This window comes from Pseudoalteromonas sp. P80D2, from assembly GCF_036680945.1.
Classification (GTDB): domain Bacteria; phylum Pseudomonadota; class Gammaproteobacteria; order Enterobacterales; family Alteromonadaceae; genus Pseudoalteromonas; species Pseudoalteromonas shioyasakiensis.
The window spans coordinates 41,277-58,183 of record NZ_JAZDAR010000037.1; the positions used below are offsets into that span (position 1 = coordinate 41,277).

At 42.0% G+C, this 16,907-nt stretch carries 15 protein-coding genes; 6 read left to right on the plus strand and 9 right to left on the minus strand.

What is annotated here, in order from left to right; all coding sequences use genetic code 11:
- Nucleotides 1-73 precede the first annotated feature (73 nt).
- The gene (chrA, locus tag VRK28_RS10475; RefSeq protein ID WP_332393889.1) at nt 74-1,210 is read left to right on the plus strand and encodes a chromate efflux transporter; all 1,137 of its coding nucleotides are present in this window, start codon (nt 74-76) and stop codon (nt 1,208-1,210) included.
- Here the strand turns inward: chrA and VRK28_RS10480 are convergent.
- The 4 genes from VRK28_RS10480 to speA are packed head-to-tail and all read right to left on the minus strand — an operon-like array spanning nt 1,207 to nt 6,186.
- Nucleotides 1,207-2,457 carry a mechanosensitive ion channel family protein gene (locus VRK28_RS10480; protein WP_058586162.1) on the minus strand — a complete coding sequence of 417 codons (1,251 nt, stop codon included), beginning with the start codon at nt 2,455-2,457 and terminating at the stop codon, nt 1,207-1,209. The two genes, chrA and VRK28_RS10480, sit on opposite strands and share 4 nt — an antisense overlap.
- Nucleotides 2,454-3,377 (minus strand): acetyltransferase, encoded by a 924-nt coding sequence (locus VRK28_RS10485; RefSeq protein ID WP_332393890.1) that lies wholly within the window; start codon nt 3,375-3,377, stop codon nt 2,454-2,456. Before VRK28_RS10485 ends, VRK28_RS10480 begins: the two co-directional genes overlap by 4 nt.
- Nucleotides 3,378-3,405: 28 nt before the next feature.
- Nucleotides 3,406-4,284, minus strand: a complete 879-nt coding sequence (locus VRK28_RS10490; RefSeq protein WP_332393891.1) for an acyltransferase — start codon at nt 4,282-4,284, stop codon at nt 3,406-3,408.
- A gap of 21 nt (nt 4,285-4,305) precedes the next feature.
- A complete protein-coding gene (gene speA, locus VRK28_RS10495) occupies nt 4,306-6,186 on the minus strand; it encodes a biosynthetic arginine decarboxylase (protein WP_332393892.1) in 1,881 nt (626 codons plus the stop codon).
- 198 nt (nt 6,187-6,384) lie between these two features.
- On the opposite strand from speA, the gene speE reads away from it, so the two are divergent.
- Entirely contained in the window at nt 6,385-7,248 is an 864-nt protein-coding gene (gene speE, locus VRK28_RS10500; protein ID WP_062564803.1) for a polyamine aminopropyltransferase, read from the plus strand.
- A gap of 56 nt (nt 7,249-7,304) precedes the next feature.
- On the opposite strand, the gene VRK28_RS10505 is transcribed toward speE, so the two are convergent.
- The 3 genes from VRK28_RS10505 to VRK28_RS10515 all read right to left on the minus strand — a co-directional run bounded on the left by VRK28_RS10505 (nt 7,305) and on the right by VRK28_RS10515 (nt 10,814).
- Nucleotides 7,305-8,906 carry a methyl-accepting chemotaxis protein gene (locus VRK28_RS10505; RefSeq protein WP_063527417.1) on the minus strand — a complete coding sequence of 534 codons (1,602 nt, stop codon included), beginning with the start codon at nt 8,904-8,906 and terminating at the stop codon, nt 7,305-7,307.
- Between the two features lie 74 nt (nt 8,907-8,980).
- A complete protein-coding gene (locus VRK28_RS10510; RefSeq protein ID WP_332393893.1) occupies nt 8,981-10,210 on the minus strand; it encodes a hypothetical protein in 1,230 nt (409 codons plus the stop codon).
- Nucleotides 10,197-10,814 (minus strand): methylamine utilization protein, encoded by a 618-nt coding sequence (locus VRK28_RS10515; protein ID WP_332393894.1) that lies wholly within the window; start codon nt 10,812-10,814, stop codon nt 10,197-10,199. The genes VRK28_RS10510 and VRK28_RS10515 overlap by 14 nt, the downstream gene beginning before the upstream one ends.
- Before the next feature lie 160 nt (nt 10,815-10,974).
- Here VRK28_RS10515 and VRK28_RS10520 point away from each other — a divergent pair, with 160 nt between their 5' ends.
- Nucleotides 10,975-13,017: a glycoside hydrolase family 97 protein gene (locus VRK28_RS10520; protein WP_332393895.1), complete on the plus strand. Its 2,043-nt coding sequence runs from the start codon at nt 10,975-10,977 to the stop codon at nt 13,015-13,017.
- 145 nt (nt 13,018-13,162) lie between these two features.
- Here VRK28_RS10520 and envZ read toward each other — a convergent pair whose 3' ends face one another.
- Nucleotides 13,163-14,458: a two-component system sensor histidine kinase EnvZ gene (gene envZ, locus VRK28_RS10525; RefSeq protein WP_054562852.1), complete on the minus strand. Its 1,296-nt coding sequence runs from the start codon at nt 14,456-14,458 to the stop codon at nt 13,163-13,165.
- A 5-nt stretch (nt 14,459-14,463) separates the two neighbouring features.
- On the minus strand, nt 14,464-15,183 hold the full coding sequence (gene ompR / locus VRK28_RS10530) for an osmolarity response regulator transcription factor OmpR (RefSeq protein WP_054554428.1): 720 nt from the start codon (nt 15,181-15,183) through the stop codon (nt 14,464-14,466).
- A gap of 166 nt (nt 15,184-15,349) precedes the next feature.
- On the opposite strand from ompR, the gene greB reads away from it, so the two are divergent.
- From greB to VRK28_RS10545, 3 genes are all read left to right on the plus strand, one after another.
- Nucleotides 15,350-15,832, plus strand: a complete 483-nt coding sequence (greB, locus tag VRK28_RS10535) for a transcription elongation factor GreB (protein WP_332393896.1) — start codon at nt 15,350-15,352, stop codon at nt 15,830-15,832.
- A 114-nt stretch (nt 15,833-15,946) separates the two neighbouring features.
- Nucleotides 15,947-16,252, plus strand: coding sequence for a hypothetical protein (locus VRK28_RS10540; protein WP_332393897.1), 306 nt, complete (start codon nt 15,947-15,949; stop codon nt 16,250-16,252).
- 49 nt (nt 16,253-16,301) lie between these two features.
- Nucleotides 16,302-16,883, plus strand: coding sequence for a CBS domain-containing protein (locus tag VRK28_RS10545; protein WP_058586152.1), 582 nt, complete (start codon nt 16,302-16,304; stop codon nt 16,881-16,883).
- Nucleotides 16,884-16,907: the final 24 nt, after the last annotated feature.

Sequence of the window (16,907 nt, forward strand, 5' to 3'; positions counted from 1 at the left end):
GTGTCATAAAAACCACAAAAATGTCATACAATTTTGTCATAATAGAAACAATCATCCTGTAACGGCAACAGTAATGTTATTTATCATCTTTAAACAATTCTTTTTATTAGGCTGTATGAGCTTTGGCGGTCCTGCGGCACACCTTGGTTATTTTAAGCGCCACTTTGTTGATAATTTAAAATGGCTCACTGCTGAGCGCTATGCGCAATTGATTAGCCTAAGCCAAGCATTACCAGGGCCTGGTTCGAGCCAAGTTAGTTTTGCGATGGGGGTTGAAAAAGGGGGCATATTAGGCGGCCTGTGTGCATTTGTTGGCTTTACCCTACCCTCATTTTTGATTATGTTTTTTCTAGCTCTCAGTGCTCACCAATTTGGTGATATTTACTTTGCAGTGATTGCCGGGCTTAAGCTCTTTGCTGTGGTGATTGTTGCCGATGCGACCTACAGTATGGCAATGAGCTTTTGCAAAAACCACTTACATAAGCTAATCGCGGTATTGAGCACGATTGCACTGATTGTTTTCTCACAGTTATCGAGTCAAATTTTAGTGCTGATTGCAGCTGCGGCCATAGGTTGGTTTTATCCTCAGCTTAAACTGCCTGAGAACCAAGAACATAAACCTGTGAAAATTGCTTGGTTACCGCTTTGTTTATTTACCGTCTTGTTACTGATTAGCTTTTTGCCTTTAGGCGAAGGGTTTTCTTTGTTTGCCCCATTTTACCAAACTGGCGCTATGGTCTTTGGTGGCGGCCACGTTGTGTTACCGATTTTACAAGCTGGCGTGCCGAGCCTTGAAACCGAGCAGTTTTTATCAGCTTATGCCAGTGCTCAGGCCATACCTGGACCGATGTTCACTATCGCCACATACTTAGGCGCACAAGTGTCGCCAAATACACCACTTTTAGGTGCCATTGTCGCGACCATCATGATTTTCTTACCGGGCTTTTTATTGATGTTAGCCTTTATGAAAAGCTGGCTACAACTAGCTGATAAGCCTCGCTTTGCGGGTAGTATTGCAGCGCTAAATGCGGCTGTTGTGGGTTTTTTAGCTGCCGCTCTTTATTCACCTATTTGGCAATCGGCGGTACAAAATTTGTGGCAAGTAGCTTTAGTCATTGCGGCATTTACGTGGCTTAGAGTGGCAAAGCCACCTATTTGGTGGCTATTGTTAGGCTTTATTGCACTGAGCGTGCTAGTTAGTCAGTTTTAAGTTTTTTCGCGCACAGGGTTAGCGACCTTGATACTTGGTTTTAGCCCTGTTTGAGCTTCGCTTGTACTTAATTGCCCAGTAACACTTTGATATGGTCTGAGTCCAAAGATTGGCAACACAGCAAGCAGGTGATCCATGATCTCTGCTTGCAAGTGCTCATATGAAATCCAGCGCTTATCTTCACTAAAGCAGTAAAACTCAATAGGTAAGCCGTGATTCATCGGTTGTAGCTCACGCACCATTAAGGTCAAATCACGATTAATTTTTTCGTGTTGTTTTAAGTAACCTTCAGCATAACGACGGAACAAACCAAGGTTTGTCACCGGGTCGGGCAAACTTGAAACACGAATATAGTCGTTAAGTGGAATAGCAGCATCAATTTGCTCTCGAAACGCATCATCAACCAAACGAATACTGTTCATATCAATGTTTAAAGCACGCTTGATACGACGACCACCTGACTCTTGCATTCCACGCCAGTTTTTAAATGACCCAGCAACCAGCATATAGGTCGGAATGGTTGTGATAGTGTTATCCCAGTTACGTACTTTTACCGTATTTAAGCCAAGGTCGATAACCTCGCCATCCGCGCCATAGCTATCCACTTGGATCCAATCACCATAAGTCACTAATCGGTTAGCTGCAATTTGAATACTGGCGACAAATCCCAAAATGGTATCTTTAAATACGAGTAAGGTCACCGCCGCTATCGCACCGAAGCCAGACAAAATATAAGTTGGCGACTTTTCTAGCAAAATACTCACAATGAGAATGGCGCAAACCATAAAAGTGATAAGTTTTACAACTTGGATCAAACCCTGAATCGGAATATCGCGGGCAAAATCAAGTTGGTTATAAATGCCACCAGCAATGCTCACCACACTACTTAAAATGAAGCCACCATAAATAATCAATGCCACTTGGCCTACGGTTTTCAAAACCAACGCAGCAACATCATGAACTGGGTAAACATAATCAAAGGTTGCCAAATACAGTACACAGCACAATATACCCGCAAAACGACGATTCAGTTTATTGAGCATTGGAGTAAGCGCACCGATGCGCTCTGGAGACAGGCGTGTAACAACCTTTTGAATACCCGGCAGCAGCAGTCGACGGGTAAACATATAAATTAATAGTAATGAGCCAACGCCAATCGCTGTAGCCGTTAATGCACTTAACAGCGCCGCGTCTGGCATTGATTCAAACCAAGGCATCACCAGCTCTTGCAGGTGAGTTTGCTTCATGGTGCTTCAACCTCTTTATTGATGTTGGCAAGGTACTCAGCTTGTTGGGCTTGATGATAAGTTAGTAGCTGAGCGTCTTTTTGCAACCATAACTCATTAATATGTTGTTGAAAAGCCGTTCTAAATGCACGGTCATGCTGATAATCACCAATCATCTCTGCGTTAATTGCTTGTACGTGCATTTCAACTTTGATCACATTAAGGCGGCCACGCATCAGGTTACGGCAAATATGATCGCCCTCGCCTTGGTAAATAATCGAGGTATTTAATAATGCATCAAACTGTTCGCCTAACACTTCAAGGGCAAATGCAATACCGCCCGCTTTAGGTTTTAAAAGATAAGTAAACGGACTATTTTGTTTTTTGTGTTTTTGGCACGTAAAGCGCGTGCCTTCAACAAAGTTGATAATGGTTGTTGGATGATTACGAAAGTCGCGGCAACTGCGCTTGGTACGCTCAACATCCAGACCTTTCAGCTTAGGATTTTTTGCCAGCTGTGCTTTGCTAACACGTTTCATAAAAGGCATGCCCATGGCCCACGCGCCGGTGCCAATGAATGGCACATACTTCAGCTCATCTTTTAAGAAGAATTTTGGCGCAGGTAAAACATCAATCGCACTTAACACCACAATGTCTAGCCAACTCATATGATTAGAGATAAGTAAGTACCAACCATCTGTACTGACTTTGCCTTTAATATCAATATCGATTGTTGGGCAACCTAACCACAAAGCTAAACGGTTACCTTTGCACCAACCGCGATAAGCCGCATGAAGAATGTCGCTAACCACTTTAAATGGCAGTATTAGTTTAAGCACACCAAACAGCAGCACAATCGTGCCCCAAATGATTACATTAGCAAACAAGACAATGCTAACTAGAACGCCTGTTAACCAATTTGGTAAAAATTTCTTTAACATAAGTGTGCTCTCGACTGCGTTAGCAATACTACTGCGTTTTTGCTTCTAACTTGGCTAGCTGCTGGTTTTTTTCATTCCAAATGCGGTTTAGTTCAGCTTGAAAGTTAACTCTAAACTCAGCATCACCGGTATAATCACCGATTAAATTAGGGCTTACTTCCATCACTTCTACTCGCACTTCGACTTCTTTTACACGGCCACTGGCAAAGTCTACAAAGCTAGGAATACCACCAGGGTAATGAATAGTGACATTGACCACTTTGGAAATTTGCTCACCCATTGCTTGCATAACAAACGCAACACCACCCGCTTTTGGCTTTAATAAGTGCTCAAAAGGACTATTTTGACGCGAGTGCTTTTGCGGTGTAAAACGCGTACCTTCAACAAAGTTAACGATACTTACTGGCATTTCTTTGAATTTTTCACAAGCTTTGCGCGTTGTTTCTAAGTCTTTACCACGTAATTTAGGGTTTTTCTTTAACTGGGCTTTACTCGTGCGAGTCATAAATGGGAAATCCAATGCCCACCAAGCAAGACCTAAAAAAGGAACGTAGATTAGCTCTTTTTTCAAGAAAAAGTTTAAAAACGGTATGCGGCGATTAAACACGCGTTGCATTACAACGATATCTACCCAGCTTTGATGATTTGCGATCACCAAGTACCAGTCTTTCGCTTTTAGTTGCTCAAGACCTGTCACGTTTAGCTTATATGAAGCAAATATGTTTTGATTGATGCTGTTACAACTCACCCACATAGTGGCGCATTGCTTAGCTATCCAACTCATTGCTTTTTGTAGAGGTTTAATTGGGATCAGTTTAATTACGCCACAAATAAAGATGGGCACAAACCAAAAAAGTGTATTGAGGGTGTAAAATATAAAACTGAACACACAACGGATCATGGACATTACTACTTATTCCTTTAATGCTTAATCTTCAAAATACGTATAGCCAGCAAGGCCTGCATTTAGTTCTGACAAATATTGTGCCTTAGATTGCTCATCAATTGCCAGTGAGTTAACCCGTTTTGCAAAGTTTTCAGCAAGAATGTCGCTATCATAATCAACAAACTTTAATACGTCCTTAACGCTGTCACCTTTAATTGCGTTAGTCAGCTGATAACCCGCTTCAGTAAGCTCAACATGCACTGAATCTGTGTCGCCGAACAGGTTATGTAAATCACCTAAAATTTCTTGATACGCGCCCACTAAGAACATGGCAATGTGGTATTGCTGACCTTGCTTGTACTCAGGAATAGGTAAGCTGCTCTCAATACCTGTACCTTCAACATAGTTACGAATTTGACCATCAGAGTCACAGGTAATGTCTTGAATAATAGCGCGTTGCGTTAATGGCTGATGAAGGTTTTCTACTGGCATCACAGGGAAAAGTTGCTGAATCCCCCAGACATCAGGCAGTGATTGGAATAATGAGAAATTAACGAATAGCTTATCGGCCAGCTTTTCGTTTAAATCATCTAACACTTCACGGTGGGCACGGGCATTTTCGCTGAGGGATGCACGAACGCGGTGTAAAATGGTGAAATACAGCTGCTCAAGCTTCGCCCATTCAAGCATAGTGAGTAGGCCATGCACATATTGGTCATGGGCTTCACTAAATAGATGCATTGCATCATGATAAATTTCTAGTGCCATACGTGGTGTTAAACGCTGTAAGCACTGCCACATTTCATCTAACACTAATACGCTGTCAGCCTCAGGCGCCGTTGGATTCGCATGGTTAGGTGCACGCTCAACATCAATAACATCTGTAATTAATACTGCGTGGTGCGCAGTTAACGCACGGCCAGATTCAGTAATAATGGCTGGATGCTTAAGATTATGTTGTTGGCATACTTCAGCAAATGCATTCACTACATTACGTGCATATTCATCAACACTGTAGTTCATTGAACACGAACTACGTGAACCAGACCCTTCATAGTCAACACCTAAACCGCCACCAACATCAACTGTATTAAGTGGCACGCCTAACTGCGTTAACTCTGCAAAATGGCGGGCACATTCACGCAGTGCTCGATGAATATCACGGATATTGGCAATTTGAGAGCCGATATGAAAATGCACCAATTGCATTAAATGGAGTTTATTACGTGACTTAAGTAGCTCAACAGCAGAAAGCACTTGGCCTGCAGTTAAACCAAACTTGCCTTTTTCGCCACCGGTATTTTGCCATTTGCCCTTACCAACCGAGTTTAAGCGAATGCGAATACCGATTGATGGCTCAATACCTAAGTCATCAATTTCAGCCAATAAGGTGGTTAGTTCAGACAGTTTTTCTACAACAATATGAACCTTATGGCCCATGCCTTGACCGATACAGGCTAAACGTAAAAACTCACTGTCTTTGTAGCCATTACAAACAATGGTAATTGGCTCTTGTGCTACACCTAAAATCGCCATAAGTTCAGGCTTTGAGCCGGCTTCAAGGCCGACTAAACCACTTGGATGAGCAAGTAGTTTACTAACCACAGAACGCTGCTGATTAACCTTGATTGGGTAAACACAGGTATAACTACCTTGGTATTCACGGGCATTACAGGCTTTGGTAAAAGCACTCGTTAGGGTATCAACACGATTTTGTAAAATGTCGGTAAAGCGTACTAGTACAGGTAAAGTAAGGCCTTGCTTTTTGAATTGCTCGGTTAGTTCAGATAAAGACACCGCAGCTTTTGTTTGATCGCCATCAGGGTAAGCCACCAGCTCACCTTGTGCGTTAATGTCAAAGTAACCGTCACTCCAATGAGCAACATTGTATGTATCGCGTGCTTTGTCTAAACCCCAAGTCATGGCAATGTCTTCTGTAATTTCATTAAATATAAACGCACATTTTAATACGCTAGGGCTGACCACGCTAACAAAAATTGCGCTATATGCCAAAGTGATAAAAAATATTCGCTATACTGATTAAAATTTGATTGAGCAATTGGTCAAGCACTGGCAAAATTGCCCCCCTTTTTTACCATTAACCAAAAGTGTATAAGCAAGATGGCTAATTTAGATCAAAACAACTGGTTCACTGAAATTAGTGACCGTGATGGTAGTGCCTTTTCATTACGCATTACTAAAAAGCTTGATGAACAGCAATCGCCATTTCAAAAAGTAGAAATGTACGAAACAACTGACTTCGGTAATCTGATGATTATTGACGGTTGTACTATGGTAAGTAGCCGTGAAAACTTTTTTTATCACGAGATGATCAGCCATCCGGCATTGCTTGCACACCCAAATCCAAAAAATGTTGTGATCATTGGTGGTGGTGACTGCGGTACTTTACGCGAAGTTTTAAAACACCCAGGTGTTGAGAGCGTAACGCAAATTGATATCGACGAAGTCGTGACACAAATGTCACTTAAATACTTCCCTGAGCTGTGTGAATCAAACCAAGATCCTCGCGCAACAGTGATGTTTGACGACGGCATCAAGTACATGCGTGAAGCAGCGCCAGAATCAATCGATGTAGTAATTGTTGATGGTACAGATCCAGTTGGTCCAGGCGAAGGTTTATTCAACCACGCTTTCTATACTAGCTGTTTAACTGCACTTCGCCCGGGTGGCATCTTAATTCAGCAAAGTGAATCACCACTAATGCATATGCCACTATTAGTAGAAATGCGTGATGCAATGACAGAAGTAGGTTTTGTTGACCTACAAACGCTGCCTTTCCCACAGCCAATTTACCCAAGCGGTTTATGGTCAGTAACCCTTGCTCGTAAGTCAGAAGCGTTCTCTGGTTTTCGTGAAGATGATGCAAATACACTGGCGCAAAGCACAGAGTACTATAATGCAGGTATTCACCACGGCGCATTAGCGACACCAAATTATATGAAACGTGCTTTTGAGAAAAAGTAAGCGTTTTAGTTAGATGTAAAAAAGGGCTCATTGAGCCCTTTTTTGTTGGCTTATGATTAGACTTTAAATCGATTCACTAAATGGTTGAGCTCATCAGTGAGTTGGTTCATACGATTAGCCACTTCTTGTGTTGAACTTGCTAAGCCGCCCCCTTGTTGGGTTTGGTCATTTAGGTCTGATAAATTTTGACTAATTTCATCTGCCACAGCAGTTTGCTCTTCAGTCGCTTGCGCTGTCTGCATCGCCATATCATTTACCTTAACTGATGACTCTTGCATTGAGTTAAGCACATCATTGGTTTGTGTGAATGACTCAACCGCTTCATCGGCATAGCGCTTACCACTGTTAATAGCTTGCAGTGACTGCTCAACGCTGGTTGCAAACTGCTCCACCATAGTTTGAATGTCATTAGTACTCTCTTGCGTGCGAGTTGCAAGGGTACGAACCTCGTCAGCTACTACCGCAAAACCTCGCCCTTGTTCTCCGGCGCGGGCAGCTTCAATAGCTGCATTCAGTGCAAGTAGGTTAGTTTGCTCAGCAATAGCACGAATAACTTCAAGCACTTTAGCAATGTTGTCTGAGCTTTGTTGTAACTCAGTTGAACGCTGGCTGGCATGATCCATGTTGTCTGATAGCGCAATAATTTTACGGCTTGAATTATCAACCGCAGCTAAACCTTGTTTAGCTAGCTGCTGCGAATTATCAGCTTCATGAGATGAGTTTTGCGCCACATTAGCTACTTCGCGACTTGCTACACTCATTTCATGTACAGCACTGACTATCGACTCAGAAGCTTGGCTAAGCTTTTGGTTAACTTGATGGTTTTGATTAGCAAAGTTATCTAAGTCGTTACCTAGATTATGTAGCTCTTTCGCTTGCTCTAAAATGTCTTTGATTAACTGCTGCAGATTATCTAAAAAACGATTAAATGCGGTTGCTAACTCGGCAAATTCATCTTGCGTTTTAATATTGATACGACCTGTTAAATCACCATCTCCAGAGGCTATCTCGTTAATCCGCTCTGTGACAAAGTTAATTTGTTTTGTAAGCTGACGCGGCACAAAATAACTAAACCAACCAGCAACAGCTAAAACCACTGCAATCATCACCATAAGCATCACTTTAAAGCCTATTACTTTATCCATCAGCTTTTCTGTTTCTGCTTGAGAGGTTTTGTCTGCAGCTTCTCCGGCTTTATCTAAAATATCACGTAGTGCTGAAAAGCTTTGCTCAGACGCTTGTTGTTGCGCAGCATTTGCTGGGTTATTAATATGAGCTGTTGATGCTGCATACCAAGCGTCAAATGCGCTATCAAAGTTACGAAACTGACCGGTCACCTCAGAGTATGGCGACATATAAGATAAATATTGCTTGAAACGGTCTTTAACCTGTTCGGCATTTTCTTGATGATCATTAAGTTGGCCTTTATCCCCTTTCATTAGGGTAACGAGTTGCAGCTCTGCGACTTTAGCTTGGTATAGGTCTCGGTCAGCATTAACAACCACAGAGACAGCATTTAAGAAGCGTTCTGACTGTGCATCAATCGCTTCTTTTTGAAGGTTAATTAGATAGGTATAGCCAGCAATTAAAATGACGATAGCAATGCCGAGTAGCACAATAGGCAAAGAACTTTTGACGCGAATGCTTTGTAACTTCATACATTATCCTAATTTAAATTCTAATCAGCACGTTCATTAGAATGTTAGTAGAAAAACTGAAAAAGTGTATGAAATTAAAAGTGCCAACTCGCTGAAAGTTGCAATTGCTGCTGCGAGTTATGCTCATTAAATCCCATACCGGGTCTATTTTGAGCGTCACTGCTCAGCACTGAATATTCAGCACCTACTTGCCACTTGGTCGACAGTTGATAACGCCAACTTGCGGTTAAAGCTTCTCCACGACTTTGGTTAGGATCAAATTGCCAATCATCATGATCGCTAACCTTGAAATAATCATACCTAATTGTGAGACGATGCTGGTCCAACTTGTGACTTAATAGAACAAAATGACTATAAAAATCATTGTCTACCCCACGATTTGTACCCATCGCTGTTTTACCATCAAGGATCTGTACAATAATGCGGGTTTGCTTATTAAACTTATACAACCATGCCGCACTTAAAAAACGTGTATCCCACGCATATTGACCAGTACGGGTATTCAACGCACCTGGATCGCCATTGTTGTCATAATAATAAACACGTAATTGCGATTTTTTTTGGTAATCCCAATGTACACCGACGTAATAACCAAAGCGCCCATCGACTTCTTCGAAAGGCTCCACATACTCAGCTTGCTTATCTAACTGCGTCCACTCAAAAGAATGTGGAATAGCAAAGTCGATTTGTTCATTGAACGTGGTTTGCCTGTCATGCATAGCGAATCCTCGCCATGACAGGAGTGTTCCAGCAGGATCGTTACCTTTAAAAACCGCAGCAAAGCCTTCAAAACTATGGTTACTTCTAAATTTTCTACCTGGGCGCTTGATGTTTGCCTCTAAACCAAAGGCTCGCACCTCCTCGCCAATCCAGCTATTAATCGCAGAATTAGTGTAGTTATAAGGTGACATCCAACCACTTTGTGGGTTTTCAAGTGACATTTTTGGATAAAAGCCACCCGCTTTAACAGCCCATTTGTAACGACTTGCAGTGAGCGGTTGATATTGTAAATAAGCCTGAGTAAAACCGATTGTTAATTCAGGATCAGGATGGGCGTTAAGCACTGTATGCGCAGACCAATCACTCGTTAACTCAAAACGACTACTCAGCATAGCTTGGGATATCACAACACCATCATGCTCTTGGTCATAACGGTATAAGCCAATTCCTTTGCGCTGATAGCTCGCTAGTTGGTCGCCACGCACAGCCGAAACAGTTACCAGCCCATCATGCTCAGCAAATGCTACTGCGGGCAACCCAAAAACACTAGCCAATGCTAAAGCTTGCCATTTATTCATAATCATCAAACTCGTCACTGCTTAATTCTAGTTTTGGTAATAAGGCTTGTTTTAGCTGGTAGCTCAATAGCTTTGCATTGTTAGTCATATCGATGGTTTCAGGTGTGCTGATATCATTAAAGCGGTCATGCCAAACAGCCAAAGTAAACTTACCTTCTGGTAAGCGTAACTCAACCATACCTTGCTCATCTGTTTGCCCATAAATCCCACCATCGACAACCACAATGTAACCCAGCATCCAGTCATGAATGTTACAGCCAAGCTCAACAACCCCCGATTGTGCAAAGTTAATCGGTTTTTCTGGTTTATCGTGGTAAAGCTTTAACTCAAATTGCTTTGTTTTAGAAAATGAATAAACGTGGTGCATGATTGAATCAAGGTTAGGAAACTCAACATTAGCCCCTTGTGGCACTGCCAACACATGAGGCACAAAGGCACGCTTTTTTTGGCTCATAGTGTAATGACTATCAAGAGATGTAAGTTGTTTTGAGCCTTTAAGCCAAACCACGGCATTTTTGACAGGTTGATTCTGCTTATCAACTATCTGTATTTGCTGTGCCAATAAACATTGACTAAATAATAGTAGTAGCAACAGGGTTATTCTTGTCATTTTGCTAAACCTTTTTAGGTGCTGGGCTGGATTTCGCCGCGTTCACTTTGTTGAATACGTATGCAGATCTCTCGTATTAACCAGCAAGTCACTTTATGCTTTAAGGATATAAGTGAATACATGACAACAATCCATAACCATAAGCCGCCAAGGAACAACAATGCGATTAACTGCCTTAATGTTAGCAGCCTTTTCAGGTACTTGCCTAGCACAAACCACAACCGTCAGTTCACCTGATGGGCAGATCAAAGTAACTATCTCAGATGAGCAACACACACCTAGCTACGAAATCAGCTTTGCCGGTAAACAAGTCATTGCTAACTCTTCGTTAGGGCTTGCTTTTAAACAACAACCAGCAATGAGTGAAGGTTATAAAATTAGCAGCCAAACCACTGATTCGGTAAAAAGCAGCTGGGAGCAACCTTGGGGTGAACGCCAAACGGTAGTTGATAACCATAACGAAGTCGCTGTTACCTTTAAAAAGCCACAACCACAAGGTGGCACGTTTACGGTACGTTTTCGTGCTTTTAATGATGGTGTCGGCTTTCGATACGAATTACCAAAACAAGCTGGCTATGATGATGTAGAAATCACTAAAGAGCTTACAGAGTTTGCTATTACAGACTCATCAGATGCAACGGCTTGGTGGATCCCCGCTCGTGGTTGGAACCGTTATGAATATGTTTATAACACCACCCCACTTCATAAAGCGGCACTTGTGCACACACCATTTACTATAAAAAATAAAGAGGGTGTGCATATCAGTATTCACGAAGCCGCCCTTGTTGATTATGCAGGCATGGTTTTAAATCAACGTCGTGATGGTACTTTCCAAGCCGATTTAACACCTTGGTCAGACGGTGTAGCGGTCAAAAAACAAGGCGCATTTAATACTCCTTGGCGTACAATTCAAATTGGTGATGAAGCCGTTGATTTAATCAACTCAGATATCATCTTAAACCTAAACGAACCAAATAAACTGGGTGATGTATCTTGGGTTAAACCAGGTAAATACGTAGGTATTTGGTGGGGTATGCACATCAAAGAAAATTCTTGGGGTAGCGGTAAAATCCATGGTGCAACCACGGCAAACACTAAATATTACATGGACTTCGCTGCTAAATATGGCTTCGATGGTGTGTTAGTCGAAGGTTGGAATATTGGCTGGGATGGCGACTGGTTTTATAACGGTGACGTGTTTAGTTTCACACAACCTTACGACGACTTTGATATTGAAGAGCTGACACGATACGGCAAAGAAAAAGGCGTACAATTAATTGGTCACCACGAAACTTCGGGCAATGTGACCAACTACCGTAACCAAATGGAAGATGCATTTGCGTTATACGAAAAATCAAATGTAAGCCAAGTTAAAACAGGTTATGTCGCCGACGGTGGTAACATCAAGCGTATCGATGAAAACGGCATTGTACGCAAAGAGTGGCACGATGGTCAGTTCATGGTTAATGAATACCTACACAACGTAAAACTTGCTGCAAAACATAAAATTAGTATCAACACGCATGAGCCTGTGAAAGATACCGGCCTACGTCGTACATACCCGAACTGGATTGCTCGTGAAGGTGCCCGTGGTCAAGAGTTTAACGCATGGGGTACACCGCCGAACCCACCAGAGCACATTCCAATGCTTGCTTTCACCCGTATGCTTGCAGGCCCAATGGACTTTACGCCAGGTATTTTTGATATGGGCTTTAACGGTTTAGGTGCTGATACCAATCGCCCACAAACGACCCTAGCGAAGCAATTAGCGCTATATGTTGTAATGTACAGCCCAATTCAAATGGCGGCAGATTTACCACGTAACTACTTAGCGAAGCCAGATGCATTCCAGTTTATTCAGGATGTACCAACTGATTGGCAACAAAGTATTGCACTACAAGGTGAAGTTGGCGATTTCGTTGTATTTGCGCGTAAAGAACGCAAGCGTGATCAATACTCAGGTAACGACTGGTATCTAGGTGCTGTTACAGACGAAAAAGCTCGCACTTTAGAAGTGAAGTTAGACTTCTTAGATAAAGGTAAAAAGTTTGAAGCGCAAATCTACCGTGACGGTGACAAAGCTGAATGGGTAAATAACCCTTACGACTTAAAAGTAGAAAAACGCATAGTGACTGCTGATGATAAGCTAACGTTAAAGCTTGCCACCAGCGGCGGCACAGCGATTCGATTTAAAGCGATGTAAGCTGCTAGTTGCTAGTTGCTAGTTGCTAGTTGCTAAAAAATTATGAAAAGCGCGGCATTTGATGTCGCGTTTTTTTATTGCCATAAAAAAGCAGCCCACTCGGGCTGCTTGAAACTTATAGCTTAAGGCTTAAAGCTAAATACTTTTAAAAAGGCAAATAGATTTGCGCGCTGAGGCCACCTTCTGGGCGATTAAGTAGTTGTACTCGGCCGCCGTGCATATCGACAATACGTTTAATTATCGCAAGGCCTAAGCCACTGCCTTCGCTACCGCGAGCAGCATCACCTTGTTTAAACGGTTCAAATACAGTTTCAAGTTCGCTTTCAGGGATCCCTGGGCCATGATCGTTAACCACGACCATGGCAAACTTTTTATTACTACTCACGCGGGTTTCGACCTCTATATCTCCATCTGAATAGCGAATTGCGTTTTCAATCATATTAGTAACAACACGCTTTATTGCTACCATACTCACTGGCACTTCGCTTAAGCTCGGATTCTCTTTAAAGGTAATAGTGCGGTGATGTTTTTGTTCAGCTTCGACAACTTCTGAAACAATCGCGTTTAAATCTTCTAGCTCAAGTTCTTCACGTTTGTGATGACGTAAGTATTCAATGAATTGGTCGATAATGGCATTCATGTCTTCAATATCATGAATGATCCCTTCACGCAGGTAATCTTCATCGTCCGACATCATTTCGGTGGCAAGGCGAATACGTGTAAGCGGTGTACGCAAGTCATGGGAAACACCTGCCATTAATAACCGACGGTCGTTCTCAAGAGCTGCAATACCACGCGACATTTGGTTAAACGCACGGGTTACTTCAATGACTTCTGTAGAGCCCTGCTCTTCTAATTTGGTAGAAAAGTCACCCACGCCTACTTTCACAGCAGCTTGTTGCAATGCTTTTAAAGGTCTATTTAGATGGCGGGCAAACAACCACCCACCGAGTACACTTAAAAAGCCAATACTCGATAAATAAAAAGTTAAAAACTTTAAGTTGTTTTCTTGTAGGCCTGTGAGCGGCACACGCACCCAATAACCCGGTGCTTGCGGTGCTTCAACCCAATAAACCAGTGGATCGGTTTGGCTTATTCGTACCCGAGCAGAGCCATTAAGCTCTTTCGACATGCTCCGCGATAGCATTGAGTACTCACGAGTTTCAGCTAACCCCTCACTCATCGCTTGGCGCTGGGTCATCACTTCGATACCGGTGATCTCAAAAAACTTGTCAGAGGCTTCTTTGCTTACCTCAACGCCCTCTTCCCATTCAATAAACACGGTTTTCACCTGTTTAGATAGGATCAGGTTTACTTGTTCTATAGTTGGTTTAACAACATAAAAACTAACCGTGATATAAGAGACAATTTGATTGATTAACAGCAGGGCTGCAACCAAAAATACCGTTTGTCCAAACGCACTACGTGGAAACATGCCCATTACTGTTATTTTTCACCGTCTGGCACAAATACGTAGCCTAAGCCCCATACTGTTTGTATATAACGAGGATTAGCAGCATCCACTTCAATCATACGGCGTAAGCGTGAAACCTGAACATCGATACTGCGCTCAAGCGCACTGTAATCTCGGCCACGCGCTAAGTTCATCAGTTTATCGCGACTAAGCGGTTCACGTGGATGAGTCACTAACGCTTTTAATACCGCAAACTCACCACTGGTTAACGACATTGTTTTATCACCATGGCTCATTTCGCGGGTCGCAAGGTTTAGCGTGAAGTCGCCAAAGCTAATTTCGTTTTCTTCGGCAGCAGGCGCACCTGGCACTTCTTTAGCACGACGACGTAAAATTGCTTTAATACGCGCTAACAATTCACGTGGGTTGAATGGTTTAGGAATGTAATCATCAGCACCAAGCTCTAAACCGATTATACGGTCAACCTCATCGCCTTTGGCTGTAAGCATTACAATTGGAATGTCATTTTCTTTTTGACGTAAACGACGGCAAATTGATAATCCATCTTCACCTGGCAACATTAAATCTAATACTATCAAATGGAAGTTTTCACGCTCTAATAAGCGATCCATCTGCTCTGAATTTGCTGCTGAGCGAACAATAAAGCCTTGTTCTACAAGGTAACGCTCTAGCAAGCTACGTAAGCGCATATCGTCATCAACAACCAATACTTTTGTCGTTTCGTGTCCCATAACTTTCATTCTTTTTGTAATATGTTACTTATTAATATAAATGAAAAAGTTAAGAATAAAAAACGAATTACGCGCTTAGATTGTTACTGAACATTTCAAAATCCGACTCGACAAAGGTAAAAGACTTTTATACCTTGCGGCTGGTTTTCTTTTTAGGCTGAATAAAATGGCAAAGACAAATTTAATAACCCGAGAAGGGTATCAGCAATTACAACAAGAACATGACTACTTATGGCATGAAAAGCGCCCTGAAATTACCAAAATTGTTACTTGGGCAGCAAGCTTAGGCGACCGTTCTGAAAACGCCGATTATCAATTTAATAAACGTGTTTTACGACAGATAGATCGCCGTGTACGCTATCTTCGTAAACGCATGCCAGATCTTAAAATTGTTGACTACAACCCACAGCAAGCGGGAAAAGTGTTTTTTGGTGCTTGGGTCGAAATTGAGAATGAACAGGGCGAAAAAAAGCGCTTTCGTATTGTCGGCCCCGACGAAATTTACGAGCGCAAAGATTACATTTCGATTGATGCACCTATGGCTCGAGCGCTACTTGGCAAACAGGTTGATGATGATTTTTCGGTGAACACGCCTGAAGGCGCAAAAGAATGGTATATCAACGAGATAACTTATCCGGATGCGAAATAATTTTTGCCAGAAAATTCAGAAAGCGTTAATTAGTGATTGTTTAGTCTAAAAATGTGATCTATAACTAAAGGTACTCAAGATAAATCATTACTTGAGTTTTAGAAGGTAGTAAGTATGTCAAACGCAATACAACGCATAATGAGTAATGCCATTGTATTCGCACTATTAATTAGTGTGAGTTTGATATCTTACGCCAGTGATATAGAAAGCCATTCAGACAGTGTTACGCCAACCGCTCACTTTATTGCGTGTGATAGTGCAGACCCTGCCAACTTAGATACCGACCTCGATAAACATACTCCTGCGTTCATTGCTAATGTAGCCCAACCACTGCCAGATGTACGTGTGGTTTCGTATGTTCACCCTTGTAATAAGGTGTCTGTTTATAGCGCGCACCAGCGAGGGCCACCTGCTTTTTAATTAACTCAAATTTTCTATTTCAGTTTTATTAAAATGTATGGTGACCAAAATGAATAATTTCAAAGAATTACGTCTTCAAGATATCTCTAATGGCGCATTATCTAATGCAGTGAATGAAGTTGAGCCAACACTAGATCTCACTTCTTCAGCTTTAAAAGTACTTAATAGCTTTACTAAAAAAGACCCTTTACGTGCACATTACGGCACCACTATTGTTGATGCTTTAAAGCAAACAAATAGCTGTTGCTCAGATTTTATTTTAGTGGTTGATAGCGAAGATAAACTACTCGGCATCACCTCTAGTGCTGATCTGCAAAGCTCAAAAATTATGATCCTTGCACAGCGCTTGAACTTACACCGTGACGAAATTACTTTACACGATGTAATGACGCCACTTAGCAGCTTAGCTGGTGTGAGCCTACAAAGCATCAGCTACGCAAGTATTGGCGATGCACTGCAAACCATGGAACACCAAGGTATGATGTTCTTATTAGTAACCAGTGCTAAACAAGAAATATGTGGTTTGATTTCAGCTCGAGAGATCGCTAAAAAATTACATATCCCTGTTAATATCAACCCAATTGCTAATGGCTTTAGCGAAGTATTACAGCAGGTTGATCACCCGCACTAAGCGTTAAAATCTGCGTTGTGTAAG

Coding starts and splice junctions, on each gene's coding strand:
- VRK28_RS10505 (WP_063527417.1), bottom strand. CDS start 8,906: ATGAAGTTACAAAGCATTCGCGTCAAAAGTTCTTTGCCTATTGTGCTA.
- VRK28_RS10510 (WP_332393893.1), bottom strand. CDS start 10,210: ATGATTATGAATAAATGGCAAGCTTTAGCATTGGCTAGTGTTTTTGGG.
- speE (WP_062564803.1), top strand. CDS start 6,385: ATGGCTAATTTAGATCAAAACAACTGGTTCACTGAAATTAGTGACCGT.
- VRK28_RS10480 (WP_058586162.1), bottom strand. CDS start 2,457: ATGAAGCAAACTCACCTGCAAGAGCTGGTGATGCCTTGGTTTGAATCA.
- VRK28_RS10540 (WP_332393897.1), top strand. CDS start 15,947: ATGTCAAACGCAATACAACGCATAATGAGTAATGCCATTGTATTCGCA.
- speA (WP_332393892.1), bottom strand. CDS start 6,186: ATGACTTGGGGTTTAGACAAAGCACGCGATACATACAATGTTGCTCAT.
- VRK28_RS10485 (WP_332393890.1), bottom strand. CDS start 3,377: ATGTTAAAGAAATTTTTACCAAATTGGTTAACAGGCGTTCTAGTTAGC.
- VRK28_RS10490 (WP_332393891.1), bottom strand. CDS start 4,284: ATGTCCATGATCCGTTGTGTGTTCAGTTTTATATTTTACACCCTCAAT.
- ompR (WP_054554428.1), bottom strand. CDS start 15,183: ATGGGACACGAAACGACAAAAGTATTGGTTGTTGATGACGATATGCGC.
- greB (WP_332393896.1), top strand. CDS start 15,350: ATGGCAAAGACAAATTTAATAACCCGAGAAGGGTATCAGCAATTACAA.
- VRK28_RS10520 (WP_332393895.1), top strand. CDS start 10,975: ATGCGATTAACTGCCTTAATGTTAGCAGCCTTTTCAGGTACTTGCCTA.
- envZ (WP_054562852.1), bottom strand. CDS start 14,458: ATGGGCATGTTTCCACGTAGTGCGTTTGGACAAACGGTATTTTTGGTT.
- chrA (WP_332393889.1), top strand. CDS start 74: ATGTTATTTATCATCTTTAAACAATTCTTTTTATTAGGCTGTATGAGC.
- VRK28_RS10545 (WP_058586152.1), top strand. CDS start 16,302: ATGAATAATTTCAAAGAATTACGTCTTCAAGATATCTCTAATGGCGCA.
- VRK28_RS10515 (WP_332393894.1), bottom strand. CDS start 10,814: ATGACAAGAATAACCCTGTTGCTACTACTATTATTTAGTCAATGTTTA.